Genomic DNA, 26,445 nt, shown 5'->3' on the forward strand with positions numbered 1-26,445 from the left:
GTATGGCTCCCGATAAAACAAAACTTTTCCCCAACGAGAATATTCGCACTGTTTGTTATATTTCGAATTTGCCGCATCGCCCCAATGTGGACATCGGTGACTATACCTACTATAGCGACAATAGTAATCCGCCTGAACATTTCTATGACCGAATTCTGCATCATTATGATTTTCTTGGGGATCGCCTGGTGATCGGCAAGTTTTGTGCGATTGCAGAAGGTGTGACCTTCATTATGAATGGTGCAAACCACCGGATGGAGGGCATGACAACCTATCCTTTCAATATTTTCGGTGGAGGATGGGAGAGAGTGACGCCCACTCTGGATCAGCTGCCATTTAAGGGCGATACCGTACTTGGTAACGACGTATGGCTTGGGCAAAATGTTACGATCATGCCTGGCGTCACAATCGGAGACGGTGCCATCGTGGCGTCCAATTCGACGGTAACACGGAACATCGAGCCTTATGTTATTGTTGGTGGCAACCCAGCCAAGCCGATCAAAAAGCGCTTTGACGACAAAACGATTGAGCTGCTGCTGGAACTGAAATGGTGGGATCAGGATGAAGAGTGGCTGGATACCCATTTGGAACAATTGGTTTCCACATATGACCTGCAGACATTGAAGAAACTTTTGAATAGCAGATAGAATTGGTTTTCAAAAAAACGAAGCAACAGCTGGTTCCTGACGGAGCCAGCTGTTTTTATTTGGTCACCATATGCCTACACCCTTTGGCCTAGCTGCAAAAAAATAATGTCTCGACATTGAGGAAAGAGATGGAATGTTTCATGTGATATATCTCATAGAATATCGTTAAGTAAGCGCTTCCAAATACCAATATGAATTCACGGAGGGGTTCAGGATGCGAGTCAAGAGTGCTGCAAAACCGCTCATCGCCCTGTTATTGTCGGCTGCTTTATTGGCCGGATGCCAAAGTGTTCAGCCACCGTCGGTAAGTGAACCGCAAGGAACGGTAGATCCACCTGCTGCAACGACCCAAAATGAACCGGCCTCACAAACCAATAAGGAGACTCCGCGCAACGAGACGCTGTATGTCAATGGACTTCAATGGGGTCCCCCCACCAATTTCAATCTGCTCAGCGGCAATCCCGCCTTCCCTGTGAATTACGGAAACTCCAGAGAACTCCTGTACGAGACCTTATTTATGGTGAACCAGCTGGATGGAGCACTTGAGCCGCTGCTCGGCAAGTCATACGAATGGACGGATGACACAACACTGCGGATTGAGCTGAACGCGGATGCGAAGTGGAGTGACGGAACGGCTTTTACCGCAGATGATGTGGTGTACACCTATGAACTGGGCAAGAAATACGACATTAACTGGAGCAGTTTCTGGACCTATATTCAGGAAGTGAAAGCTGATGGAGCTCAATCCGTGGAAATCAAGCTGAACCCCGATAATTCCAACAAACTGACCGTACTGGATAGCATTGAATTAATCCCGATGCTGCCGAAGCATATCTGGGAAGAGATCGAGAAGAAAAATAATAATGATCTGACAGCGATCCGCAAGGAAATCAACGATAATCCGGTCGGCACCGGAGCTTACAAGCTGCACTTCTACAATGATCAGAAAATTACCATTATTCGCGACGACAACTACTGGGGACAAAAGCTGTTCGGCAAGCTGCCGGCACCGAAGTATATCACCCATGTGATCTACAAGGATAATGCGGCAGGGGATCTGGCGTTCAAGAGTGGGCAAGTGGACGTCTCCCAACAGTTTATCCCGCAGGTGTGGAAAATGTGGGAAGGCGGCGCTCCGGTCAAAACCTATCTGAAAGATGCTCCTTATTATCTCCCGGGTTCCATGCCGAGCATATTCTTCAATCTCTCCAAAGCCGGACTGGATAACGCAGATGTCCGCCGGGCCATTGCCATGAGCATCAACTATGACAAGATCTCCGAACTGGCAATGAGCGGTTATTCTGCACCGATGCAGCCTTCGCTGACCTTGGACTCAGATGCCGAGTCCAAGTATATTGATCAGAATGCAATCAAGTCTCTGCAATGGACCACCGATGTGGAAGGGGCCAATGCGCTGCTTGATTCGATTGGGGCTGTCAAAGGCAAAGATGGCATTCGTGTACTGAATGGTACCCGTCTCGGACCGTTTGAAATTGAGTGTCCGTACGGCTGGTCTGACTGGAATGCGGCCCTGGAGATCGTCGCGCAGAGCGCCAAAGCCATCGGCATTGAGATTCGAACCAAATTCCCGGAATCCCCGGTATGGACCAATGATCTGCAGACCGGCAAATTCGATATTATCATGAACACGCCTGCGGGCGGTGTGAGTCCGAGCCAGCCGTGGAACCGTGCCATGACCATCATGTATTCGAAAGGCGTTGCTCCACTCGGTGAGATGGCATTCTGGAACTGGGGCCGTTACCAGAATGACCGTGCAGACGCAATCATTGAAGAGATTCCTTCCGTATCCGATGAGGCGAAACTGAAATCCCTTTACACTGAACTGAATACGATTTGGCTCAAAGACATCCCGTCCATTCCACTAATGTACAGACCGTGGGTGTTTGATACCGTGAATGAGTCCGTCTGGAAAGGCTTCCCGTCCGAAGGGGACGGTACCAACATTCCGCCGCAGATTTCCATGGATGGCGCAGGCATCAAGGCACTTTACCAAATTCATAATTAGGAGATGACAAAAGGTTCTCACCTTAGTACAAATATGGCCTTATCCGTAAAATTCGGGGGGTGCTGGATCCAATGAATGCCTACGCCAGATATGTAGCGAAAAAAGTGTTCTGGTATGGCCTGACGCTGATCATCGCCGTCGGATTAAATTTTATTCTGCCAAGACTGATTGAAGGCAACCCGGTGAGCATGATCGCTTCCAAAATGACTGCAGGCATGACTGATTCGGATTCCATCAAGCGGGTGTATGAGACATTTACCGTTGAATTTGGTATTGATCAGCCCCTGTGGACCCAGTTTGGCATTTATCTGAAAAATCTCTTCACAGGCAATCTTGGCACGTCCTTCGGATTATATCCGAAGCCTGTAACGGACATTCTGGCCTCCGCCGTCCCTTGGACGGTGGGGCTTCAACTTCCAGCTATCCTGGTGGGCTGGTTGATCGGCAATTTGCTCGGTGCCATCGCGGCGTACCGGAAAGGTGTTTTTGATAAAGTGCTGTTTCCTGTAGCGCTGTTTATCAATTCCATTCCTTTTTTCACTCTGGCTATTATTATGCTGTATGTCTTTGCTTTAACACTGAAATGGTTTCCGCTGTCCGGTGGATACGACTTCCAGATGGTGCCCCAGCTAAGCTTCGACTTTATCATGTCGGTCATACGCCACCATACCTTGCCGTTCCTGTCCATTGTGCTCGTGACCATTGGCGGTCAGGCAATTGGCATGCGGGAGATGTCCATCTATGAGCTGAATTCGGACTATGTGCTGTACAGCAAACTGCTTGGCATTCGGGACGGCCGCATTGCCCGCTATGTGTTCCGCAATGCCATGCTGCCGCAGATCACGGGACTGGCGCTCTCCATTGGCACCATGGTTGGCGGATCACTGATCTGTGAAATTGTGTTCAGTTATCCGGGCATTGGCACCTGGCTCTTCACGGCCATACGTCAGCTCGATTATCCGCTCATTTCAGGATGTACACTGCTGATTGCTGTTGCCGTGCTGCTGGCCAATTTTACGATTGATGTAATCTATGGCTTCATTGATCCGCGCATTAAGGCTGCTCAAATGGAGGAACAATGACATGAAGCATTCGATCTCTATTTTGCTGAAGTCGCCCAAGTTTATGATCGGTGCAGTGACTTTTGTAGGCATGCTGCTGCTTGTTACCATCTATCCGCTCATAAATCGCAGTGATCCGCTGGAGATGATTGCAATGGCCTTCCAGCCTCCGGGGGATGGATTGCTCCTCGGATCAGACAACTTTGGGCGTGATATCTTTCTGGAATTGATGTATGGCATCCAGACATCCATACGGGTGGGGCTGATCGCGGGCGTTTTTGCAACGGTCATAGGTCTGATTATGGGCTTGGTATCCGGATATATCGGAGGCATGCTGGACAATTTCCTGACAGCGGTTACGAATATTTTTATCGTGATTCCCTCGTTTATTATTTTGATTCTGATCTCGGTCAGTATCGATTCCCGCAGTTCGCTCGTAACGGCCATCATTATTGGCATCACGAGCTGGCCGTGGACAGCCAGGGCGGTACGTGCACAGACAACATCCCTGCGAAGCCGGGATCATGTGCATATTGCGAAAATTTCGGGACACAGCACGCCGCGTATTATTATCCATGAGATTCTGCCGTATATCGCGTCATATGTTGTCATGGCCTTTGTGCTCCAGACCGCTTCGGGCATTCTGTCCGAAGCCTCAATCTCGATGCTGGGGCTCGGTCCGTATAACACGATATCACTCGGCATTCTGATGAACTGGGCCCTGGTATTTGAAGCTCCGGTAGCAGGAGCATGGTGGGCATTCATTCCTGCGGCCATGGCCATTGCCGTCATTACGTTCTCGCTCTATCTGATGAATACGGGCATGGACGAAATCTTTAATCCGAAAATAAGGAGCTAAGACCATGGACCAACCTATACTTCAGGTCAGCGGCCTCAAAACCTATTACCGTACCCGGCTCAAAGAAAATGTTTATGCGGTTGACGGGGTGGAGTTTGGACTGAAAGAAGGGCAGACGCTGGGCATTGCAGGGGAGTCCGGCTGCGGCAAGTCAACACTGGCACTCAGCCTGATGGGCTTCTATTTCCCGCCCCTGCATTATGGCAGTGGTTCAATCCGGATCAATGGCACGGACATTATGCAGCTGAACAAGGAGCAGCTGCGCTCCCGCATTCTCGGAAAGGAAATTGCCTATATTCCGCAGGCTGCGATGAATGCACTTAATCCAACGCTGCGGATTATCCGTTTCATCGAGGATATTATGAAGGAACATCGTCCGGAGATGAAGCGTCAGGAAGTGCGGAGGATGGCAGCCGAGCGTTTCCAATCGCTGAATCTGTCCCCGGATGTGCTGGATATGTATCCGAATGAATTGTCCGGTGGCATGAAGCAGCGAACCGTCATTGCCATCTCAACCATTTTGAATCCCAAAGTGCTCATTGCGGATGAACCGACATCCGCTCTGGATGTGACTTCACAGAAGGCGGTCATCCGTCTACTGAAGGATTTGCTGAAACGCGAAGTGATCAAGTCGCTGGTGTTTATCACCCATGAGCTGCCGCTTCTGTATCACGTCACGGATGAGATTATGGTCATGTATGCCGGCGAAATTGTGGAACGGGGAACGGCGGACCAGATGATCTTCAATCCACTGCATCCATATACCCGTAAGCTGATGGGGTCCATCATTGTGCCGGAAGAAGGGATGAAGGAACATAAGCTTGCAGCGATACCTGGCGCTCCGCCCAATCTGAAGCATGTGCCTGAAGGCTGCCGATTCGCAGAGCGCTGCACGCTGGTTACGGATGAATGTCGTCAGGGCAAGATTGAGAATATCCAGGTGCAAGAACGGATCTATCGCTGCCTGCTGACACCGGAAATCCTGGAGCAGATCAGGAAAGAGGAGCAGCTTGATTCATGACTCCCGGAAGGAGTGAACCCGCATGGCGATGGGCAAGGTGCTGATCAGCGGCCGTCATCTGACGAAGGTATACGGTACAGGCAGCCGTAAAAAGGCGGCGGTAGACGATGTCAGCTTTGATTTTCACGAAGGCGAGATTATTTCGATTGTTGGAGAGAGCGGCAGTGGCAAGACCACGCTTGCGAAGATGATTATGGGCCTGCTGAAAGAAACGAGTGGCACCATCGAATATAACGGGAAGCCGAGACAGCTTGGACGATACCGTGAACGCAAATCCTATTGGAAGGATATCCAGGCCATTTTCCAGGATCCGTTCTCTTCGTTTAATGTTTTTCACCGGGTAGAGAAGCTGCTCGTGGATTGCATTAAATTGCAAGGTTTGAAGCTCAGCCAGGATGAGGCGTACATCAAAATGAAGGAAGCTTGTTCCTTCGTGAACCTGAAGTTTGAGGAGTTGTACAACAAATATCCGTTCGAGCTGTCCGGTGGACAGATGCAGCGGTTAATGATTGCGAGAATTTTCATGCTGCACCCGAAAGTGCTGATCGCCGATGAGCCCACCTCCATGGTGGATGCCTGTTCGCGTTCCACGATTCTCGATATGCTGCTCAAGCTGCGTGATGAGAACCGGATGACCATTGTGTTTATTACCCATGACGTAGGTCTCGCTTATTATGTGAGCGACACGATCTGCATCATGGAACACGGACGGATGGTGGAGGCAGGAAAAGCTGAGGAAGTCATTCACCAAGCGGAGCATCCCTATACAAGGCAGTTGATTAATGATGTCCCCAAGATACACTCTCCCTGGGTGTTGGATTAAACATAAATCAAGCCCTGGACCGTTTATAAGCGGAGCAGGGCTTTTGTTGTCCAATCTGAAATTGTTCGTTAGCGAGTGGGTGATGATGGAGTATGTTCAGACTCTGCCGAAGGGGCTGTTGAATGGGTGTGATCCTTTGCGTTATCCTGGTTGGTCTTCTTGTCGGAATAATAGTTAAGAATGTCATCAACCGTAGAAAATGTTGCATTTGCATTATAATTATTGTTGTTCGTTTTAATAAAAACCTTCTTTCCGGTACTGTTGTATGCTGCTTAAATGAATAAGCGAAGGAAGAGAATGCAAACAAAAAGCTGCCTGTAAAGGCAGCTTGGATATTATTAGATGACTGTAACGTTCTCAGCTTGTGGTCCCCGGTTACCTTGGGTTACTTCGAATTGAACGCGTTGTCCTTCATCCAATGTTTTGAAACCGTCGCTTTGGATTGCGCTGAAATGAACGAAAACGTCATTTCCTTCTTCAATTTCGATAAAACCGAACCCTTTGTCCGCGTTGAACCATTTCACTGTACCTGTTTGCATGTGATTCCTCCAAAAAATAAGTTTTTAAACGACCATTTTGATAAGAGTTAATGAGAAATTACTGCTTATCAGGTGCATTTAAACCACAGACTTGATGTCCGCTAATGTATCGATTAATATGATAATACCATGTCCGCTAATATAAGTCAAGATTTGGAGGTTTTTTCTAATGGATAAGGTATCTGGTATGCCGGTGCATGGGGAAATGGTTGTTCAGGAATTCATACATATGCTTACCATTCAGGCTAAATTGACTCCCAAAACATTAAGGGAATATGCGAGTGATCTGAAGCATTTTCTTGAATGGTGCAAAGGAAGTACAGCATTTGGAGAAAAGGATACCAGAATTGAAAACATAAATACATCCACGTTAATGAGCTACCGTGATTATTCGCAGAACGTTTTGCAGCTGAAGCCAGCTACGATTAACCGCAGACTGATTACATTGAAGCGCTTATTCAAATGGGCTGCAGCAGAGTCCATCATTAGCAGTGATCCTTCCAAACCTTTAAAGTTCATTCCCGAAGACAAGGTGAGTCCTCGCCGCATGACACCCAGAGAAGAAGAAGCTTTTCTCTCTGCGATTGAACAGGGGAATTCCCTGCGGGATCAGACCATTTTGATCTTGATGTTTCATACGGGGCTGCGGACGATGGAGGTATGCAATCTGGAGCCAGGCGATATTGAACTGGGCAGGCGAAGCGGGCAGCTCACGGTGCGGGCCGATAAACGAAACGGACAACGAAGAATTCCGTTGAATATGGTGTGTGTTACGATGTTGAGAAAGTATATGGAAGGTTTGAGTCCAGGTAGCCCTTACCTGTTCCCTTCGGAGAAGACTAATGATCGTTTGACCGAGAGGGCGCTTCGCCATTTGATTAAAAAAGTAATGACCGTAGCCGGATTGGAAGGATTAAGTTCACATGATCTGCGTCATCGGTTTGGCTATGCCATGGCTGAGCGTGTTCCACTCCATCGTCTGGCTGAAATGATGGGACATACGAATCCAGACCGATCGATGATATATGTAAAGAGTTAAATGCCAGTCCCGTAGAGCAGGAGAAGGAATCTCACCATTTGGATTAGATAAAAAGATATAAAGGAGTCTATGCAATTGTAATTAAAATTGCATTGATCCTACTAGACTTCATACGAATGATAGCCCTGAACCGCTGATATGCGGGTCAGGGCTTATTGATGATCTGTGCACCACTTTCAAGCCATCTGCGCTTTCCGTCCTCATCTAATCGTTTCTCCATTGTTATGATTGCATACGTTCCATCATGCTTTTCCCAGAACTGAATGGCTTTCGAATGATCAGAATCCAGAAGCAGGGCAGGCATGAAATCTCCATTTTCAAGCAAGGATCTTCGGGCTTCACCGTAATAGACGTGAATGAAAGAGGAGTGCTCTTTGCGGGGAATCTGGTGTTTGGCATGCTCCAAATCATAATACAGCTTCCACTTGCTTAGGTTTTCCTTATCATCATCCTGACCCATAACCTTATGGATTGCCTCTAATCCCTCGCTCCACGAACGCATTAATTTATTCCTTAAGTCCTGAGAATAATCTTCCCACATTAATGTTTCCCTATGGGGATGAAGCTGATCAGATCGAATGGCTTCGGTAATGGCTCCGCTACAAAGCAATACGGCGCCGATCCCAGTGGTTAACAATCCGGCTTGTAATCTGTTCATTTAAGATCATATTCCTTTCTCGAATTTTTCAAAATAATTTAACTATAATTTACCATAAATTCAAAAAGGATGTGATATAAATATAATTCTTTCTCCTCCATAAAGTAAGCGGTTACACGAATGAAATAATATTGTATAGTATGATGGCAACCTTGGATCGAAACGACATATACATGAGGCATCTTGCATTATTCAAAGAGCTGGGGGAGGAATTCGGACGTGTACCGGGTATTGCTGGTGGATGATGAAGAGGACGTACGCGAAGGATTAGTCATAGAGGTAGATTGGGAGGCCCTGGACCTGCGAATCGTCGGTTTGGCAGAGAATGGCCGTGAAGCGCTGGAGATGGCCGAGAGGGTTGAGCCCGATATCGTGGTAACCGACATCAGCATGCCGTTTATGGATGGACTGGAACTTGCGCGAAGGCTGCGGGAACGCAACCCGCTCGTGAAGGTTGTCATTTTGACAGGATATGATGAGTTTGATTATGCCAGGCAGGCTGTCTCGCTGAGTGTGGATGAATATTTGTTGAAGCCGTTCTCAGCCGGGCATCTGACCGAACTGCTTACACGTCTGCGAGCGCAGATGGCATCTGAGGTGGCAGAACGCGAAGACGTTCAGCAGCTGCGGGATCATTATTATACAAGCTTGCCGCTGGTGCAGGCCGATCTGATGGCTACGCTGCTGCATCGGCAGAAATCGCCGGCGTACATTCATGACAAAGCCAAACAGTGCGGTCTGGACCTAAACGGTGAGCGGTATGGGGTATCCGTTCTGACGCTGCACATGGAGGGTGACGGGAAGAAGAATGGCCATCAAGTGGGAGCGAATGCTCAGGAATCGGTCAGGGCAGACAATGTATCGGAGAATAAGGGTAACCGGGATTCCGGGGGATCACTGCGTCACTCCGAGGATGCGGAACTGAAGCAGTTCGCTGCACTTAACATTGCCGAAGAGGTATGGAAGGAACACGGGGCAGGACATGCTTTTATGCACCAGGAAGCCATTGTTCTGCTTTTTATTGATCGCTGGGGTCAGGGCGAAGGGGAGAAACATCAGCAGCAGGCCCTTGAAAATGTCATCCGCAGCATTAATCACTATTTGCGCATCCCGGCCACCGTGGGATCTGGATCCATGGTCGATACCCTCTCGGATGTGAAACATGCTTATGAGGATGCATTATTGGCGCTCGACTACAGACTGGTGCCGGGGACGGATTCACTTATCTATATTGCAGACGTGGAGCGGCAGACTGCAGGCAAGCTGCGTTTTGACGAGCTGAAGCAGCAGACGCTGACCCGTACGCTCAAGGCAGGAACCGGAACGGAGCTGGAAGACGCACTGGATATCATTTTCCGGGAAATTACGGTGGAGCATGGTCGGGGGGACATCCAGCTGTACCTGATTGAAGTGTTGACGACGGTATGGAAGGCAGCGCAGGCATCTGGTGAGGACATGGAGGATATCTTCGGTTCCGGTTTCCAATTGTATGCGGATATGTTCCGATTGCCGGGACTGTCTGGGGCACAACACAAAGTGAGGGAAGTCTGCGTGCTCGTACAGCACCGGATTGCCAGCGGGCGCCAGCATGTATACAAGGATATTGTGGAGCAGGCACTGCGGTTTACGAAGGAACATTACGCCGATCCCGATCTGTCCATACAGAAGGTATGCGGATATCTGCATATCAGTTCAGGTTATTTTTGCGGCATTTTCAAAAAAGAAGTGCAGCTTACCTTCCTGCAATATCTGATGCAGATCCGTATGGAGGCGGCCAAGGAACTGCTTCGCTCCACGGAGCTGAAGTCGTTTGAGATTGCAGAACGGGTAGGCTTCGCTGAACCGAATTATTTCAGTTTTTGCTTCAAGAAACATATCGGCGTCTCGCCCAAAGAATATCGCAAGCAGTTCGCGCTGACAACGCGTGAAGGTGCAGAACGATGAGAACATTAGCCGGATGGATGGGACAGTTATGGCTCCGGCTGCGTTTCCGTCTTCGATCCTCGAAGGTCAGCAGTATTCGGTCTATTATCACGTGGTCCTTTTCCATCTTCATCGTACTTGTGCTCACCAGCATGGCCCTGCTTCTGCATGACAAGTTCACACAGGCTGCCGAACGAAGCGCCGAACTGACAACGAGGCAGATTGTCGATCAGGTCAGCTACAACCTGGAGGACTATGTCCGGAGCATGTCGCATCTGTACCGAGCTATCGAGGAGCATATGCTGCGGGACGGAACCTGGGAAGGGGAACAGGTGGACAAACAGCTCGATACACTGCTGAGCAGCAGGGAGGACATTATCTCCATTACGCTGCTCGACTCCAAGGGCGAACTGCTCAAGAACAGACCTTCGGCCGAGCTAAAATCAAGCGCCCATGTGACACAGCAAGGGTGGTTTCAATCTGCGCTCAGAGTGCCGGACCACCTTAGCTTTTCACTGCCTCATATTCAGAACATGTACTCAGGCCCCTATAAGTGGGTCGTGTCAATGAGCAAGGGCATTACTGTACGGCAAAATGGTCAGGATCGACAGGTCATTCTGCTGGTAGATATTAATTTCAAACAGATGGATGAACTGAGCCGCAGGGTCAGTCTGGGGCAGCGGGGATATGTATACATCATCGACGAGAGCGCAGGCAACATTGTTTATCATCCGCAGCAGCAGCTGATGTACATGGGACTCAAAAGCGAAAATATCGAACAGGCCCTGGTGGCCACAGGCAGTTATGAAGATGAAGCGGATGGACAGAAAAGGCTGAACACCGTGAAGTCTGTCGCCAATATCGGATGGAAAATTGTCGGTGTGGCCTACCTGGATGAAATCATGACAACCCGGCAGGAGGTTAATGGCTATCTTGTCCGGGTACTGCTGGTTGTACTTATACTTGTCATTCTCGTGTCCATGCTGCTCTCTTCCAGTCTGACACGTCCGATCAGGCGAATGGAGCGGAAGATGAAAGCCGTGGAGAGAGGGGACTTCAACGTGGAGCTGCCCGTTCAGGGGCCACTTGAAGTGGAACGGCTATCCCGTCGGTTTAACCTGATGGTGTACAAAATTCGTACCCTGATGAATGAGATCATCCATGAACAGGAACAGAAGCGGCGTCTCGAACTGGAAGCATTGCAGGCCCAGATTAATCCTCATTTTCTCTACAATACATTGAATTCTGTCGTACGAATGGTGGGCATGAGTCGTAATGAAGAAGTAATCACTATGATCACCTCGCTTTCACGCTTATTTCGCATAAGTCTCAGCCAAGGGAAAACCATTATTACCGTTCGCGAAGAGCTGGAGCATGCGCACCATTACCTGACCATTCAGCAGATGCGGTTCAAGCGCAAATTCCGGTTCAGCCTGGATGCGGATGAGGATACATTGGACTGTCTGACTCTGAAGCTGGTCCTTCAGCCGTTAATTGAAAATGCCATCGTGCATGGGATTGAGTATCACACGGATGAAGGCTGCATTGAGATCCGCGTCTATCGGAAGAGCGGCCAGCTGGTATTCCGCATCTCGGATAATGGTGTCGGCATGACGGAGGAGCAAGTGGCAGGACTACTTCAGGGCAGTCCCATCGTGAAGAGTGGTGCTGGATCAGGGGTAGCCGTGCGCAATGTGCATGACCGGATTCAGCTCTATTACGGGGAAGGGTGCGGTCTTGAATTTGAGAGTGAGCTGGAGGAAGGAACGACGGTCTGGATTCGGATACCGGTTCAATGCGAACGGGAGGATGGCGATTTTTATGATAAAAGGTAATGAAGATAAAGCAATCATCCGCAGGATCTTTCGTGCAGATTCCATCAAGAAGTTCAGTCAGTCCATCCTTCGTGTACGCAGAAGTATGGGGAATGTTGCGGCAGGCTGTTGTTTATTCCTGAGTACGGCATGTGGCATCTCCAATGCCGATTCGGTACTGCCGCCACCTCGTGTCGCTCTAATCACCCCTGCTGGGACAGGTGAACTTGCTGAAGCGATAAGGCTCGGGGCAGAAGCAGCAGCCAAGGAACATGGAGCTGAACTGCTGACGGTGGAGGCATTTCCATCCGAGGCGGCAACGTATGCGCCGTCCAATCCCGATCCTGCGATCCACCGAGCCAGAGATCCGCAGGAGTTGTCCGGGCAGGGCGTTTCGGCGTACAGTCAGCGCGAACAGGCTCAGATCCGAGCAGTGACGCAGGCTTTGCAACAGGGCGCTTCGGCTCTGCTCGTTGATCCACTGAGTGAGAAGGTACTTGGCGACATTATTCAGAAGGCCCAAACGATGAATAAGAGTGGCATGAGTGTTCCGGTGATTGTTCTCAACGATGAGTTCCCTGTAGAAGGGATTACGAGTGTCATTTCCATGGATAATGTGGAGGCTGGGCGGCAGGCAGGTGAAGCGATGGCCGAACTTCTGGGAGGCAGAGGCAGCGTAGCCTTGCTGGGGCCAGATCCTGTGAATCCGGGGCTAATCCACCGGGAGCAGGGCGTCATGGAAGCGCTGGTGCAGTATCCGGGTATTCAGGTTGAACCCAAGTCCGTATGCAGCACACGAGAGGTTTGCTGGCAGGCAGCGAAGCAGCTGCTGGACGAGCAGCAGGTAGACGGCTTCATTGCCCTGCAGGAGCCCGCGTCTCTGGGAGCGGCGGATGAACTGCATCGCCGTAAGTTGGAGCACCAGGTCAACATTGTAGGATTCGGGAGTGAGCAGCAGCAGCTGGAGCAGCTGCAGGAAGGGGTATTCCAGCATCTTATTGTGCAAAATGGCTTCAGCGCAGGGTATCTTGGTTTGAATCAGGCCGTGGCACGGCTGAATAATCAGCAGGTGCAAGCCAGAGTGACGCTGGAAACGAAGCTGGTCAGTACGGACAATATGTTCTGGATGGATAATCAGAAGCTGCTGTTTCCGTTTGTTCAATGAAGATCGAAGACATCAATCGAACAGAGGAAGATTTCGATAAAACAGATGAAGATATTGTATTCGAAAATCGTGTAAACCCTTTCATAATAAAGACATCGGTGAAGCCGAATGAACTTGGGGGAGGTCATTAGGATATGAAGAAAACGTGGATGACACTGCTGCTTACTGCATTCATGGTTGCGGCTGTTGGCTGCAGCAGCGGGGGAGACAGTGCGGGTGGAAGTACGGGAACCGGTACGGAGGAGCAGGCAGCAGGCGGAACGGAGACGCCGAAAATTGGTGTTGCGATCTACAAATTCGATGATACGTTCATGACGGGCGTACGGAATGCGATGACGGCAGCAGCAGAAGGCAAAGCCACACTCGATATCGTGGATAGCCAGAACGCACAGCCGACCCAGAATGAGAAGGTGGACCTGTTTGTATCCAAGAAATACAGTGCGATGGCTGTGAATCCGGTTGACCGGACGGCGGCAGGCGTCATCATTGACAAGGCCAAGGCGGCAAGCATTCCTGTCGTGTTCCTGAACCGTGAGCCGGTTGCGGAAGACATGAATAAATGGGATAAGGTGTACTACGTTGGTGCCAAGGCGGAAGAGTCGGGTACGATCTCCGGCCAGCTGATTGTGGATTACTGGAAAGCCCATCCCGAAGCGGACAAAAACGGGGACGGCAAACTGCAATACGTCATGCTGAAAGGCGAGCCGGGTCACCAGGATGCAGAGCTGCGGACCAAATACTCCGTACAGGCGATCCAGGATGCCGGTATTGAAGTAGAGGCACTGGCGGAAGACACGGCGATGTGGGATCGGGTTAAAGGACAGGAGAAAATGCAGGCATTCCTCGCTTCCCATGGCGACAAGATTGAAGCTGTACTTGCCAACAATGACGACATGGCACTCGGTGCCATCGAAGCATTGAAGGCAGCGGGATACTTCAAGGACGGCAAGGCGATGCCTGTCGTAGGTGTGGATGCAACTGCTCCTGCCATTCAGGCGCTTCAGGACGGCACGATGCTGGGCACCGTATTGAATGATGCGAAGAACCAGGGTGCAGCAACAGTGGCTTTGGCTGCGGTACTTGCCAAGGGTGAGACGCCGACGAAGGAAAATACGGGATATGACATTACGGATGGCAAATACGTCTGGATCGCCTACAAGAAAATTACGAAAGACAACATTGCCGACGCCCAATAACAGCAGCAGAGAGGGACGTCCGTCTTACCGGTGGCGTCCTTTTTTTTCTGGGCATATGGAAGGGAGGAACCAATATGGCATCACCTTATCTGCTGGAGATGGACGGGATTTCGAAGGGGTTCCCGGGTGTGCAGGCACTTAGTCAAGTCACCCTGAAGGTGAAGCCCGGATCGGTCCACGCCCTGATGGGAGAGAATGGAGCAGGTAAATCGACACTGATGAAATGTCTGTTCGGCATGTACCGACCGGATGAAGGGACGATTCGAATCGATGGAAAAGAGGTCGACATTCCGAATTCCAAAGCAGCACTGCAGCATGGCATATCCATGATCCATCAGGAGCTGAATCCGGTGCCTCATCGTCCCGTGATGGAGAATATATGGCTGGGACGTTTCCCGATGAGAGGGTTGCTGGTCGACGAGAAAAAAATGTATGCCGATACCTTGGCCTTGTTTAAAGATCTGAATCTGGATATCGACCCGAAGGCACAGGCAGGAACATTATCGGTATCCAAAATACAATCCATGGAAATCGCCAAAGCGGTCTCTTTTCAATCGAAAGTCATTGTTATGGATGAGCCGACCTCTTCCCTGACAGGCAAGGAAGTGGAGCAGCTGTTTGCCATCATTAACGAGCTTCGCAGCCGGGGTGTGTCAATTATATACATCTCGCACAAAATGGAGGAAATCCTCACGATTTCGGACGAAGTCACCATTATGCGTGACGGGTTTGTTGTCGGTACCTGGGATGCTGCTGATCTGACTACCGACCTGATCATCACCCGCATGGTTGGACGGGATCTGGACGAACGTTTTCCGGAACGGACCAACGTGCCTGGCGAAGTGATTTTGAAGGCGGAAGGGTTAACATCGAGCCAGACCCACTCGTTCAGGGATATTACGTTTGAGCTCCGGAAAGGTGAAGTACTCGGTATTGGAGGGCTCGTGGGGGCGCAGCGGACAGAACTGATCGAATCCTTATTCGGACTGCGAGGGCTTGCTTCGGGCACAATCTCGATTCATGGACGCAAGGTGAAGATCAACTCACCCGCCGCGGCGAAACGTCATCATATGGCGCTGCTCACCGAGGAGCGTAGGGTTACGGGCATATTTCCGGTGTTATCCGTGTATGAAAATACGATCATCGCGAGTCTGGGAAGGTACCGAAACCGGGTTGGGCTGCTGGATGAGAAGAAGGGACGAGAAGAGGCAAGGGAGCAAACCCAGAAGTTCAGAACCAAAACGCCTTCCGTTAACACGCTTATTCGCAACCTGTCTGGGGGGAATCAGCAGAAAGTGCTTCTGGCACGGTGGTTATTGACCAGCCCGGAAATTCTGCTGCTTGATGAACCGACGCGGGGTATTGACGTGGGCGCCAAATTTGAAATCTACTCCATTATTACGGAACTGGCTCGTCAGGGCAAAAGCATTGTCATGATCAGCTCGGAGATGCCTGAACTGCTTGGGATGTCCGATCGGATCATGGTGATGAGTGAAGGAAGGCTGACCGGCATTGTAGACGGAGCCGACGCCACAGAGCAGGAAATTATGAGGCTGGCCGCTCAGCAGCGGATGGCTTAGACAGGAGGAAACAGATGAACACGCAAGTAATCAATCAGGTGAAACAGTATGTAACGCAGCGCGCCATCTTTATCGTACTTATTCTGCTTGTCATCGGCATTGCCATTGCGGACCCGAACTTCCTTGCTTTCTCTACCCTACGGGATATTTTACAGCAATCCTCCACACGGGCCATTATCGCACTTGGGGCGGCCTTCATTCTTGTCACTGGCGGAGTCGATCTGTCTGCTGGACGGGTGGTAGGTCTGACGGCTGTGGTATCCGCATCCATGCTGCAAATTGACGAATATGCCAATCGCTTCTTCCCGGATCTGCCTCATTTATGGGTGGGGCTGCCCATTATAATCGGAATTGTGGCTGGTCTGATTGTCGGATTGGTAAATGGAATTATAGTTGCCAAGCTGCATGTACCTCCATTTATCGCGACACTGGGAACGATGGTGGCTGTCTATGGTTTGAACTCGATTTATTTTGATACAGAGCCCAACCAGTCACAGCCGATTGGAGGACTTAGACCGGACTTCACGGTGATCGGATCAGGCTATATTGATCTGGGCGGTGGCTACTCGATCCCTTATATTGTACTGATTGCGATTGCAGTAGCCTTAATCTGCTGGGTCGTTTTCAACAAAACCCGTCTCGGCAAAAATATGTACGCCATAGGCGGCAACATCCAGGCTGCGCATGTGTCGGGGATTCACGTCGCACGCAATTTGATTGCCCTGTATGCCATTGCGGGAGCGTTGTATGGACTGGGTGGTGTGCTGGAGGCAGCGCGCACAGGTGGAGCGACGAATAACTACGGCAATATGTATGAGCTGGATGCCATAGCGGCGTGTGTCGTTGGCGGCGTTTCAACAGCCGGAGGCATCGGTACAGTGCCAGGTGTTATGGCCGGTGTACTCATCTTCGGGGTTATCAACTACGGCCTTACCTTCATCGGTGTGAGTCCGTACTGGCAGCTGATTATTAAAGGACTGATTATTGTTGCCGCTGTTGCATTTGATATCCGTAAATATATGGCGAAGAAATAGTTCAGTTGAAAGAGAAGAACAAAGCCAGTGCTCTGAAACGTCAGAGCGCTGGCTTATTCTTTTTTTATGAATTGACGATCCAGTCCAACACAATAACCAAAGGGCCTATGAAACAGATGATCAGCATGAATCGAGCAACATTAAATGCGACGCGGGTACCGTAATGATGATCATATTTTCGGGCAATCATCACAGCAGGGATCCAGAAAATTGCAGTTGTGACTGTTGGAATAACCAATCCTTCGTCCCCTTTGCTATAGATGGGCCAATTCATCTGATGAAACAGATAATACCCGAACCTAAAATCCTCAGGCCCCCATGCATAATTAAATGCAAATCCCAAAGCCACAATGAGCAGAGAAAATGTGCCAATTCCGTATGGTCTTCTACGTTCCACCATGAGAATCACCTTCAGCTTCCACTTTTATTGAAAATAAATCCATTATTGTATTATAACATACCAGAAAAAAGATGGATTATGTGCAGAGCAGCTATTCAAGACGCTAAATAAATGGTATATAACCCATGAGCCCTATCCATTCCAATTTGGAGAGCTTCCATTAATCGACAACATTAGCTAGTCATAATCGATATAATACATGTAATTAAAATGTTAGATGTGAGTAGATTGTCAAAGGGGGCGAGGCTGTTTGCTAACGTACACGATGAAAAGGGTTATTTTCCCATTGGGTTGCCTGCTTGTAATCCTGTCCTCCTATTTTTTGGACCGTACTTCCAGCCTCACATGGATGATCCTTGCCGGTGTCTTATTTGTTGCTAGCATTTATGGAGAAAGACGATATCCTGTATTACAAAAAATCCAATGGATTTTCCTTGGCGTATTCCATTATTTCAGTGAATTGAACTGGTGTAACATGTTATATTACCTGCTCATCATGACAATGATTCAGAACAAACAGCGTGTGGAGCAGACCCTGCCCATTTCTCTCCTGCTCGTGCTGCAATATACAGGGATTCGGCTATCCTATGTAACGATAGATGCCTACACATTGTCGGTTTCCCTATTCGATCTACTCACAGCAATTGTTATCATCTTTATGTATCATACGCTGGTTAACAGCGAAGCCGAAAAGCGCAGATTGCGCGAAAAAAATCAATTCCTCACCCTGCACGACCCGCTTACAGGGCTGCTCAACTATGAAGGATATATGAATGCTCTGCAAGAGACGGCAGAGAAGCAGGGGTCCTTTTTGCTCATTCTTCTGAACATCCAGAACTTCAACGGATTTAACAAGGAAGTGGAAAACAATTGGAGTACCATCATAGCGGGGACAGGGGAGAGCATCTCCAAGCATTTTGCGGATGCTTATGGGATATCCCGTTATGCGGGAGATCGATTTTCAATCATTTTGCCCGAGGTTGCGGGTATCGAGGAACGAATAAGTACGATGCAAACCACCGATCTGAAAGGATTACAGGTTACGTATAGCATTTCGATCTATCCGGAGACAGCAGAGACCCTTCAGCAGTTAATAACGATTGCAGAGGAGCGGCTATTTCAGGCACAGCGCAGCAAGTGGATTAAGAATGAAGAAGAGATCTACCGTTCGGAAAGGCTCAGGGCCGTTGGAGAACTTGCAGCCGGCATGGCGCATGAAATCCGTAATCCGCTCACGGCGATTCGTGGATTCTTGCAGCTGTCACGCGGACAAGCGTTCAATATTGCCCCATGGTATGAAGTGATTATGGGCGAAGTGATCCGGGTCACGGACCTGACTGCAGAGTTTCTGCAATTTTCCAAGCCGCAGGCTCATCTAATGAAACCGGAGAGGCTGGGCCAATGCCTTGAACGTGTTTTGTCATTAACCGAGTCAGATGCAGCATCCCGTGGACACCGGATTACATTAGAGATGACAGGCGAATCAGTTGTGGTCAATATGGATCGGGACAAGATCGTACAGGTCCTGATTAATCTGATTCGTAATGCTTTTGAAGCAATGGAAGACCCTGGCGAAGTACGTATTGGTTTGTTACATGATGGAGAAGAAGCACTTATCTCAATTACAGATACGGGCAGCGGCATTCCTGAGAACGCACTGGCGACGATCTTTGATCCATTTTATACGACCAAGGAAGAAGGTACAGGACTTGGACTGGCACTCTGTCAGAAAATTGCTTTGGACCATCATGGCAAAATTACCGTTCATAGTGAAATAGGGATGGGTTCTACATTCACCCTTCATTTACCTATGGGAGCATAATACCAGCAAACAAAAACGCTGAACTGCTCACAGTTAAATAGACAGATAAAAAAAACAAAAGAAATAGTTTGTTCAGAACCTTAGCTCAATGAGTGCTAAGGTTTTTTTGTTTTCCTGTTCTTGAGCAATCATTCGGAAACAGACCGCCGAAATACTCCGTTTAACGTTAGTTAATGTAGTATCACATATAACGGTGAAACGGCACTGTGAACATTTTCATACCGTGTCATACCTCGTAAGATAATAACATTTTGTTTTAGTTTAATTACCAAATTATACATTCATGTGAATTTGACGAGAGCCTCCAAATATCGACAACATCAGCTAATCATAATCGATATAATACATGTAAAATAGGATCCGAGTGCGACAATTATGTCGAAGGGAGCGAGGCTGTTTGCTAAGTTACACGATAAACAGGATGGGCTGTTCCATTATTTCAGTAGACTAATGTTCAATAAAATGGAGGGGATGCTATGTACCAAAAAACGATTCGTAATAGTTTTACATTAGACGGCATTGCTATACATAGTGGAAATGTGTCAGAGATAACTCTGCATTCTGCACAACCAAACACGGGTGTTGTTTTTAGAAGAGTGGATGTAGATCCATATGAAATTATTGAAGCTAAAATCGGTAATGTATCCAATACAGAACGTTGCACACAGCTTAAAAACAAGCATGGATACGCTGTATCTATGGTTGAACATACAATGTCTGCTGTACGCGGGATGGGCATCGATAACGTGATTATTGATGTTAATGGTGAAGAATTACCTATTTTTGATGGCAGCTCTACCCACATTGCAGCCAAGATTTCAGAAGTTGGCCATCTGCAGCAAGAAGTCAAAAAAACGTACCTTCAATTACAACAAAAAGTTAGAGTTGAACACGGTAATTCTTTTCTTGAAGCTTATCCCTCTTCAATGATTTCCTATTGCATTTGTTTTAAAAATGAACATAAAATTGCCTACCTCTCGGATCAAATATCCAATTTTAATTTCATTGAAAACGATTACTTAACTGATATTGCGCCAGCTAGGACATTTTGCTTTGAAGAAGAAATAATGTACTTAAGAAGCAAAGGTTTAATTCAAGGAGCTTCTTTAGAGCATGGAATAGTTGTTGGTAATAAGGAAATTTATCCTAACCTACGTTTTCATGATGAATTGTCTCGTCACAAGCTGTTGGATCTTATTGGTGATTTAGCTTTGAATCCTCCTTTTCATGCAAACATCATAGGATCGGGAACCTCTCACTATTTAAACGCTCTTTTTGCTCGAGAATTATTAAATAATTTAATCTAAAAAATAAGAGGAGACGATACCATGCCATGTAATTTAAATGAAATTGCTGAACAGTTAAATGGGATTTTAATAGGTAATGGCAATGTCGTTATAACAGGTGTAGGTTCAATTAGTGCTGCTAAAGAGGGAGAAATTGCTTTTGTTACGGATAAAAATTTAAATAAATTAGATAAATGTAATGCTTCGGCACTCATTGTGCCAGAAACGACAATATTAGAATTTAAAGTACCTGTTATTAAGGTGAAGAATCCCAGACTCGATTTTATTCGTTTAATTGAAATGTTTAGTAAGAAAACCAGAAGTAGTGGTGTAGTATCATCAGAAACAATTGAGCCTTCGGTAACGTTAGGCTACAATGTGCAGATCGACGATTTCGCGGTAATCCAAGAAGATGTTTCTATTGGCGATCATACGATCATTTCCGCGCATTCATTTATTGGTAAAAATGTGACCATTGGAACGAATTGCTTGATACACCCTAATGTCACTATTTTACATGATACTTTCATCGGAGATAATGTCATCATCCACTCTGGCGCAGTGATTGGTGCTGACGGATTTGGTTTTGAATGGGATGGGCAAAGACAAGTGAAAATCCCCCATATTGGGAATGTCATTATTTTTGATGATGTTGAAATTGGTGCAAACACGACAATAGATCGCGGAACAATTGATTCAACAACGATTGGTAAAGGGACCAAAATGGATAACCTTATCCAAATTGGCCATAATGTTCAAATTGGAGAGCACTGCATCATCGCGGGTACAAGTGCAATTGGTGGTTCATCAACAATTGGTAATCACGTCATAATGGCTGGTGGAAGTGCAGTTATTAATAATATCACCATTGGAGACAGCTGTGTTGTTTTAGCTAAAACCATGGTTACTAAAAATATGCCCAAGAACTCAATGGTGTCGGGATATACAGCTCGTTCACATAAGAGACAACTACGAGAATCCGCTGCACTCTCCAGACTCCCACAAACGATAAAAAAACTAAATGAAAAACTTGCTGAACTTTCCCAAATAAAGGAAGGTGCTAAATGATACATCAATCAGCCATGATTCATCGCACGGCAGTAATTGGGGACAATGTCGAAGTCGGACCCTTCAGTATTATTGAAGAAAATGCAAAGATAGGTAGCGGGTGTAGGATTGGAAGCCACGTTATCATAGGGTCTAACACGATATTGGGAGAGAATAACTATATTTCACATGGTGCCATTATCGGTTCAGAACCACAAGATAAAAGTTACCAAGGCGAAGAATCTTATCTCATTATTGGAGATAATAATACCGTAAGAGAGTATGTCACCTTATGTAAAGGCACATCAAAAGGAGATTGTTTCACGAGAATAGGAAGTAACAACTTTATTATGAATTATGCTCATATCGCACATGATGTATTGATGGGAGATCATAACGTCATCGTCAATAATGTGCAAATTGGCGGACATGTTAATATTGAAGACTATATTACTTTTGGTTGTGGTTCTGGTGTACATCAATCATGTAACATCGGAAGATTTGCAATGATTGGGGCAGGAAGTAAAGTTTCACAAGATATTGTTCCATATTCTTTAGCAGATGGTCCACGTTCGTACATACATGGTATTAATGCCATTGGTCTAAGAAGAAATGGATTTACAAATGAAGAAATAAGCACGATAAAAAAGATTAATACCATTTTATTTCGCCAAAAGCGAACTCTCGATCAATCTATTGAAGCAATAAACAACTTACCTCCTTCTGAATTTAAGGAACACACATTGAATTTTTTAAATAAATCTACACGCGGAATTGTACGAATGAAGCGATAAAATGAAAACGCCGCACAGGTCCGAATATAACGGAACTTCATGCGGCGTTTTTATGTTGTCGCTCAGTTATTGGATCAGTTTAGCTGACCTTGATGAAGCTGGTAATAGAATCCCTTTTGCTGCATAAGATCCTCGTGGTTACCCCGCTCGGCAATCTGGCCTGAATCGATCACCAGTATCTGATCTGCCTCCCGGATCGTGCTCAGTCTATGGGCGATGACGAAACTGGTCCGGTCTTTCATCAACGTGCGCATCGCCTCCTGAATCTGCATTTCCGTACGGGTATCAATACTGCTCGTTGCCTCATCCAAAATGAGAATGGCCGGATCGGCGAGGATGGCCCGGGCGATCGTCAGCAATTGCCGCTGTCCTTGGCTCAGATTGCTTCCACCCGCAATAAGGGGGGTGTCGTAACCTTGGGACAGCTTGCGAATGAATGAGTGGGCATTGGCCAGCTCAGCTGCCTGCCTGATCTGCTCATCGGTCGCATCTGGCTTACCGTAGGCAATATTATCACGGATGGTTCCCGAGAACAGATAGGCATCCTGCAGCACAATGCCGAGTCTGCGCCTGAGGTGATCCTTCTCCAGCTCCGAGATGTCCGTGCCATCAATGGTAATGCTTCCGCCCGTAATTTCATAGAAGCGTGGGAGCAGGTTAATAATGGTTGTTTTGCCGGCACCTGTTGGCCCGACGAGAGCAATCATCTCGCCAGGTTGCGCCGTGAAGCTGACATTTTTCAGAATCTCTCTATCGGAATTGTATCCAAAGGATACATTCTCAAAAACAACTTTACCCTGAATGTGATCCAGCTGCTTCTTCTGTTTCTCCTCGTATTCACTTGGTGTATCCATAATCTGAAACACACGCTCGGCACCGGCGATGGCTGCCTGAATCAGGTTGTACTGGTTCGCAAGATCGTTAAGTGGCCGCTCAATCTGCCGGGAATAGGCGAGAAAGCTTACAATCAGTCCGATGGACGTTAAATCGTGGTAAGCCATCCATCCACCTACTGCTGCGAGAATGGCAAATCCAATGTTGTTCATGACGTTCATCGTAGGTCCAACCAGCCCGGATACGGTTTGGGCCTGCGTACTGGCTGTACGCAGCTTTTCATTCAGGTTCTCGAAATGCTGGTGTGCCTGTTCTTGACGGTTATAGGCGGCAACCACCTTTTGTCCGGCGATCGTTTCCTGCGCATAACCATTCAGCTCACCGAGCAGCTTCTGCTGGGCAGAAAAATGTTTGCGTGTTCTGGAAGCGATCAGCTTGGTGGCAATCGTGATTAACGGCACGGTCACCAGACTGAGAAGCGTCAGCCGGATATCCAGAGCAAGCATGATCGACAGCGAACCAACAAGGAGAATCGCACTGGACATCAGCTGAGTCACACTCTGATTCAGGGTAGTGGACACGTTATCGATATCATTGGTAGCCCGGCTCATCAGGTCTCCACTTTGATTTTTGTCAAAAAAGCTTATGGGCAGCTGCTGAAGCCTGGAGAACAAAGCCTGGCGCAGATCCTTCACCGTCAATTGGGATACGCCGATCATGACATAAGACTGTCCCCACATCATGAGTGAACTCAGGACATATACCGTTAGTAACAGGAGGCAGTCCTTCAAAAGGCCGTCCGTCACTTTCGGAACGATATGCTCATTGACAGCACGGCCGAGAAGGTAGGGTCCCGCGAGATTAAGCAGTGTTCCCAGAGCGGTAAGGACCAGAGCCATGATAACCCCTTTGCGATGGCGTCCCATGTAAGACCATACTCGCAGGATGGCGTGCTTGGCATTTTTGGCTCTTACTTTCGGAACTGGTTCCCTGCCCGGTCCAGGTCTTCCGATGGGAGGAACGACAGGTGGCTGTGTGGAGGAAGATGCAGGTTTAGCCAAATTGAACATCCTCCTTCCGTTGTTGGGAATCATAAATGGATTGATAGTGTGTGGAATTGGCCATGAGTTCGTCATGTGTACCACTTGCCACGATTCTCCCCTCATCCAGCACGTAAATGCAGTCAGCATCCTTCACCGAAGATATGCGCTGTGCAATCAAAAAGGTTGTACTGTCTTTCATTAGGGAATGCAGTGCTCTCTGAATGCTTGCTTCGGTCCGCAGATCGACTGCACTCGTACTGTCATCCAAAATAAGAACATCCGGCCGCATGAGTAGGGCACGCGCAATGGAAATACGCTGTTTCTGCCCGCCGGAGAGATTGACTCCCCGCTGTCCAAGCTCCGTGTCGTAACCATCTTTCAGGTTCATGATAAATTCATCCGCAGCCGCTGCCCGCGCCGCTGCACGGATCTCGGCATCCGTGGCACCCGGTCTGCCGAAGCCGATATTATCCCGGATGCTGCCGCTGAACAGAATGGATTCCTGCAATACAATGGACACTCTGCTGCGAAGCAGCTGAAGATCCCAGTTCCGTACATTAACACCGCCAACGAGTACTTCACCGAGTGAGGCATCATATAGGCGGGGAATCAGCTGCACGAGTGATGTCTTGCCTGAACCGGTGGAACCGAGTAAAGCTACTTTTTCCCCTGCTCGCGCAGTAAGATTAACTCCCGTGAGGGCATCTTCGCCGTCATAACGGAACGAAACGTCCCGGAATTCCACCTCACCTGGTCGGCCAGTAGCCCTGGATGGCGGATTGGAGCCAACCTGAATGGCCTGATTCGGCACTGCATTCTCACTCTGAGCTTCATGGCCTGACTGAATGTCCGGCTCTGTATGTAGAACCTCGTTGATCCGCGCGGCAGACACCTTGGCCCGGGAGTAACTCATCATCATCATGCCGATGGAGGTGAGGGAGGAGAGCACCACCGTTACATAGTTGATAAAAGCAATCAGATCCCCGGCTGCAATATCGCCTCCTACAACCTGAAACCCGCCAAACCATAATACGGCTACGATGGTCGCGTTCAGCATCAGGCTGAGTACAGGTGCATTCAGCGTAACAATGCGCCAGGCTCTCACCGCTGTTCCCGTATAATCCTCATTGGATTGATTGAAACGCTTATTCTCCGTGCCGGCCCGTGCAAAAGCCTTGACGACACGAATCCCAGCGAGATTTTCCTGCAGAACGGCGTTGACTTGATCCAGTTTGTTCTGCACGCTGGCAAACAGCGGATAGGAAGCGGATATGAGAATATACAGAATGACAAAGAGAACGGGTACGGTCATCATGAGGATCAGCGCCAGCTTGATACTGATCGTAAATGCCATAATAATACTGCCGATGATCAGCATCGGCGACCGGATGAACATTCGCAGGAGCATTTGTACAAAGGTCTGCATCTGCGTAATATCGCTCGTTAAACGCGTGATGAGCGATCCTTCCTGGAATGTGTCCAAATTACGAAAGGAAAAGGTTTGAATATGGTCGAACAGTTCCTGGCGCAGATCAGTGCCATATCCAACAGACGCTTTGCTGGAAAAGAGTGTACAGCCTGCTCCGCCAACCCAGCCAATGAGGGCAAACAATAGCATGAACAGCCCCGTGCGTACAATATGGGGCAGGTCACCGGCAAGCACGCCATCATCCACAATGCTGGACATCAGCTTCGGCTGAAGCAGGTCCATGGCTACCTCCAGCACCATGAGGAGTGGAGCGAGTATGGCGGCTGACTTATAAGGCGTCAAAAATCGTTTTAACGTCCACAATAGGGAAATCACCTCATTCAATCAAGTCTAAAATCATGCTGC

General features: G+C 48.2%; 22 protein-coding genes. 17 read left to right on the forward strand and 5 right to left on the reverse strand.

Annotation, left to right across the window (positions count from 1 at the left end):
- Nucleotides 1-2: 2 nt before the first annotated feature.
- The 6 genes from CHI14_RS12455 to CHI14_RS12480 all read left to right on the forward strand — a co-directional run bounded on the left by CHI14_RS12455 (nt 3) and on the right by CHI14_RS12480 (nt 6,437).
- The gene (locus tag CHI14_RS12455; RefSeq protein WP_095288757.1) at nt 3-647 is read left to right on the forward strand and encodes a Vat family streptogramin A O-acetyltransferase; all 645 of its coding nucleotides are present in this window, start codon (nt 3-5) and stop codon (nt 645-647) included.
- Nucleotides 648-861: 214 nt separating this feature from the next.
- The gene (locus CHI14_RS12460) at nt 862-2,673 is read left to right on the forward strand and encodes an ABC transporter substrate-binding protein (protein WP_095288758.1); all 1,812 of its coding nucleotides are present in this window, start codon (nt 862-864) and stop codon (nt 2,671-2,673) included.
- A 71-nt stretch (nt 2,674-2,744) separates the two neighbouring features.
- Nucleotides 2,745-3,755, forward strand: coding sequence for an ABC transporter permease (locus tag CHI14_RS12465; RefSeq protein ID WP_095288759.1), 1,011 nt, complete (start codon nt 2,745-2,747; stop codon nt 3,753-3,755).
- A 1-nt stretch (nt 3,756) separates the two neighbouring features.
- On the forward strand, nt 3,757-4,593 hold the full coding sequence (locus CHI14_RS12470; RefSeq protein WP_095288760.1) for an ABC transporter permease: 837 nt from the start codon (nt 3,757-3,759) through the stop codon (nt 4,591-4,593).
- A gap of 4 nt (nt 4,594-4,597) precedes the next feature.
- Nucleotides 4,598-5,614, forward strand: a complete 1,017-nt coding sequence (locus tag CHI14_RS12475) for an ABC transporter ATP-binding protein (RefSeq protein WP_095288761.1) — start codon at nt 4,598-4,600, stop codon at nt 5,612-5,614.
- A 22-nt stretch (nt 5,615-5,636) separates the two neighbouring features.
- Nucleotides 5,637-6,437: an ABC transporter ATP-binding protein gene (locus CHI14_RS12480; protein ID WP_095288762.1), complete on the forward strand. Its 801-nt coding sequence runs from the start codon at nt 5,637-5,639 to the stop codon at nt 6,435-6,437.
- Nucleotides 6,438-6,775: 338 nt separating this feature from the next.
- Here CHI14_RS12480 and CHI14_RS12485 read toward each other — a convergent pair whose 3' ends face one another.
- Entirely contained in the window at nt 6,776-6,976 is a 201-nt protein-coding gene (locus CHI14_RS12485; RefSeq protein ID WP_095288763.1) for a cold-shock protein, read from the reverse strand.
- A 169-nt stretch (nt 6,977-7,145) separates the two neighbouring features.
- Here CHI14_RS12485 and CHI14_RS12490 point away from each other — a divergent pair, with 169 nt between their 5' ends.
- Nucleotides 7,146-8,015 carry a tyrosine-type recombinase/integrase gene (locus CHI14_RS12490; RefSeq protein WP_095288764.1) on the forward strand — a complete coding sequence of 290 codons (870 nt, stop codon included), beginning with the start codon at nt 7,146-7,148 and terminating at the stop codon, nt 8,013-8,015.
- Nucleotides 8,016-8,160: 145 nt separating this feature from the next.
- On the opposite strand, the gene CHI14_RS12495 is transcribed toward CHI14_RS12490, so the two are convergent.
- On the reverse strand, nt 8,161-8,673 hold the full coding sequence (locus CHI14_RS12495; protein ID WP_095288765.1) for a hypothetical protein: 513 nt from the start codon (nt 8,671-8,673) through the stop codon (nt 8,161-8,163).
- 219 nt (nt 8,674-8,892) lie between these two features.
- Between CHI14_RS12495 and CHI14_RS12500 the strand changes: the two genes are divergently transcribed.
- The 6 genes from CHI14_RS12500 to mglC all read left to right on the forward strand — a co-directional run bounded on the left by CHI14_RS12500 (nt 8,893) and on the right by mglC (nt 17,385).
- Nucleotides 8,893-10,617: a response regulator gene (locus CHI14_RS12500; protein WP_095288766.1), complete on the forward strand. Its 1,725-nt coding sequence runs from the start codon at nt 8,893-8,895 to the stop codon at nt 10,615-10,617.
- On the forward strand, nt 10,614-12,431 hold the full coding sequence (locus tag CHI14_RS12505) for a cache domain-containing sensor histidine kinase (RefSeq protein WP_095288767.1): 1,818 nt from the start codon (nt 10,614-10,616) through the stop codon (nt 12,429-12,431). The genes CHI14_RS12500 and CHI14_RS12505 overlap by 4 nt, the downstream gene beginning before the upstream one ends.
- Entirely contained in the window at nt 12,418-13,575 is a 1,158-nt protein-coding gene (locus CHI14_RS12510; protein WP_170948114.1) for a substrate-binding domain-containing protein, read from the forward strand. Before CHI14_RS12505 ends, CHI14_RS12510 begins: the two co-directional genes overlap by 14 nt.
- 134 nt (nt 13,576-13,709) lie before the next feature.
- Nucleotides 13,710-14,771, forward strand: coding sequence for a galactose ABC transporter substrate-binding protein (locus CHI14_RS12515; RefSeq protein WP_095288769.1), 1,062 nt, complete (start codon nt 13,710-13,712; stop codon nt 14,769-14,771).
- A gap of 74 nt (nt 14,772-14,845) precedes the next feature.
- Nucleotides 14,846-16,351, forward strand: a complete 1,506-nt coding sequence (locus CHI14_RS12520) for a sugar ABC transporter ATP-binding protein (RefSeq protein WP_095288770.1) — start codon at nt 14,846-14,848, stop codon at nt 16,349-16,351.
- A gap of 14 nt (nt 16,352-16,365) precedes the next feature.
- Nucleotides 16,366-17,385, forward strand: coding sequence for a galactose/methyl galactoside ABC transporter permease MglC (gene mglC / locus CHI14_RS12525; RefSeq protein ID WP_095288771.1), 1,020 nt, complete (start codon nt 16,366-16,368; stop codon nt 17,383-17,385).
- Nucleotides 17,386-17,449: 64 nt separating this feature from the next.
- Here mglC and CHI14_RS12530 read toward each other — a convergent pair whose 3' ends face one another.
- Complete coding sequence (locus tag CHI14_RS12530; RefSeq protein ID WP_141236669.1) at nt 17,450-17,782, reverse strand: hypothetical protein; 333 nt, start codon at nt 17,780-17,782, stop codon at nt 17,450-17,452.
- A 499-nt stretch (nt 17,783-18,281) separates the two neighbouring features.
- Between CHI14_RS12530 and CHI14_RS12535 the strand changes: the two genes are divergently transcribed.
- From CHI14_RS12535 to lpxA, 4 genes are all read left to right on the forward strand, one after another.
- A complete protein-coding gene (locus CHI14_RS12535; RefSeq protein ID WP_249281085.1) occupies nt 18,282-19,607 on the forward strand; it encodes an ATP-binding protein in 1,326 nt (441 codons plus the stop codon).
- A gap of 476 nt (nt 19,608-20,083) precedes the next feature.
- Nucleotides 20,084-20,914 carry a UDP-3-O-acyl-N-acetylglucosamine deacetylase gene (gene lpxC / locus CHI14_RS12540; RefSeq protein WP_095288773.1) on the forward strand — a complete coding sequence of 277 codons (831 nt, stop codon included), beginning with the start codon at nt 20,084-20,086 and terminating at the stop codon, nt 20,912-20,914.
- A gap of 21 nt (nt 20,915-20,935) precedes the next feature.
- Nucleotides 20,936-21,961 (forward strand): UDP-3-O-(3-hydroxymyristoyl)glucosamine N-acyltransferase, encoded by a 1,026-nt coding sequence (gene lpxD, locus CHI14_RS12545; protein ID WP_095288774.1) that lies wholly within the window; start codon nt 20,936-20,938, stop codon nt 21,959-21,961.
- A complete protein-coding gene (gene lpxA, locus CHI14_RS12550; protein ID WP_095288775.1) occupies nt 21,958-22,734 on the forward strand; it encodes an acyl-ACP--UDP-N-acetylglucosamine O-acyltransferase in 777 nt (258 codons plus the stop codon). Before lpxD ends, lpxA begins: the two co-directional genes overlap by 4 nt.
- Nucleotides 22,735-22,808: 74 nt before the next feature.
- Here lpxA and CHI14_RS12555 read toward each other — a convergent pair whose 3' ends face one another.
- Together CHI14_RS12555 and CHI14_RS12560 are read right to left on the reverse strand one after the other, a co-directional pair.
- Nucleotides 22,809-24,638, reverse strand: a complete 1,830-nt coding sequence (locus CHI14_RS12555; protein WP_249281086.1) for an ABC transporter ATP-binding protein — start codon at nt 24,636-24,638, stop codon at nt 22,809-22,811.
- On the reverse strand, nt 24,622-26,403 hold the full coding sequence (locus CHI14_RS12560; RefSeq protein ID WP_095288777.1) for an ABC transporter ATP-binding protein: 1,782 nt from the start codon (nt 26,401-26,403) through the stop codon (nt 24,622-24,624). Before CHI14_RS12560 ends, CHI14_RS12555 begins: the two co-directional genes overlap by 17 nt.
- Between the last annotated feature and the right edge of the window lie 42 nt (nt 26,404-26,445).

The organism is Paenibacillus sp. 7516, from assembly GCF_002272715.1.
Classification (GTDB): Bacteria; Bacillota; Bacilli; order Paenibacillales; family Paenibacillaceae; genus Paenibacillus; species Paenibacillus illinoisensis_A.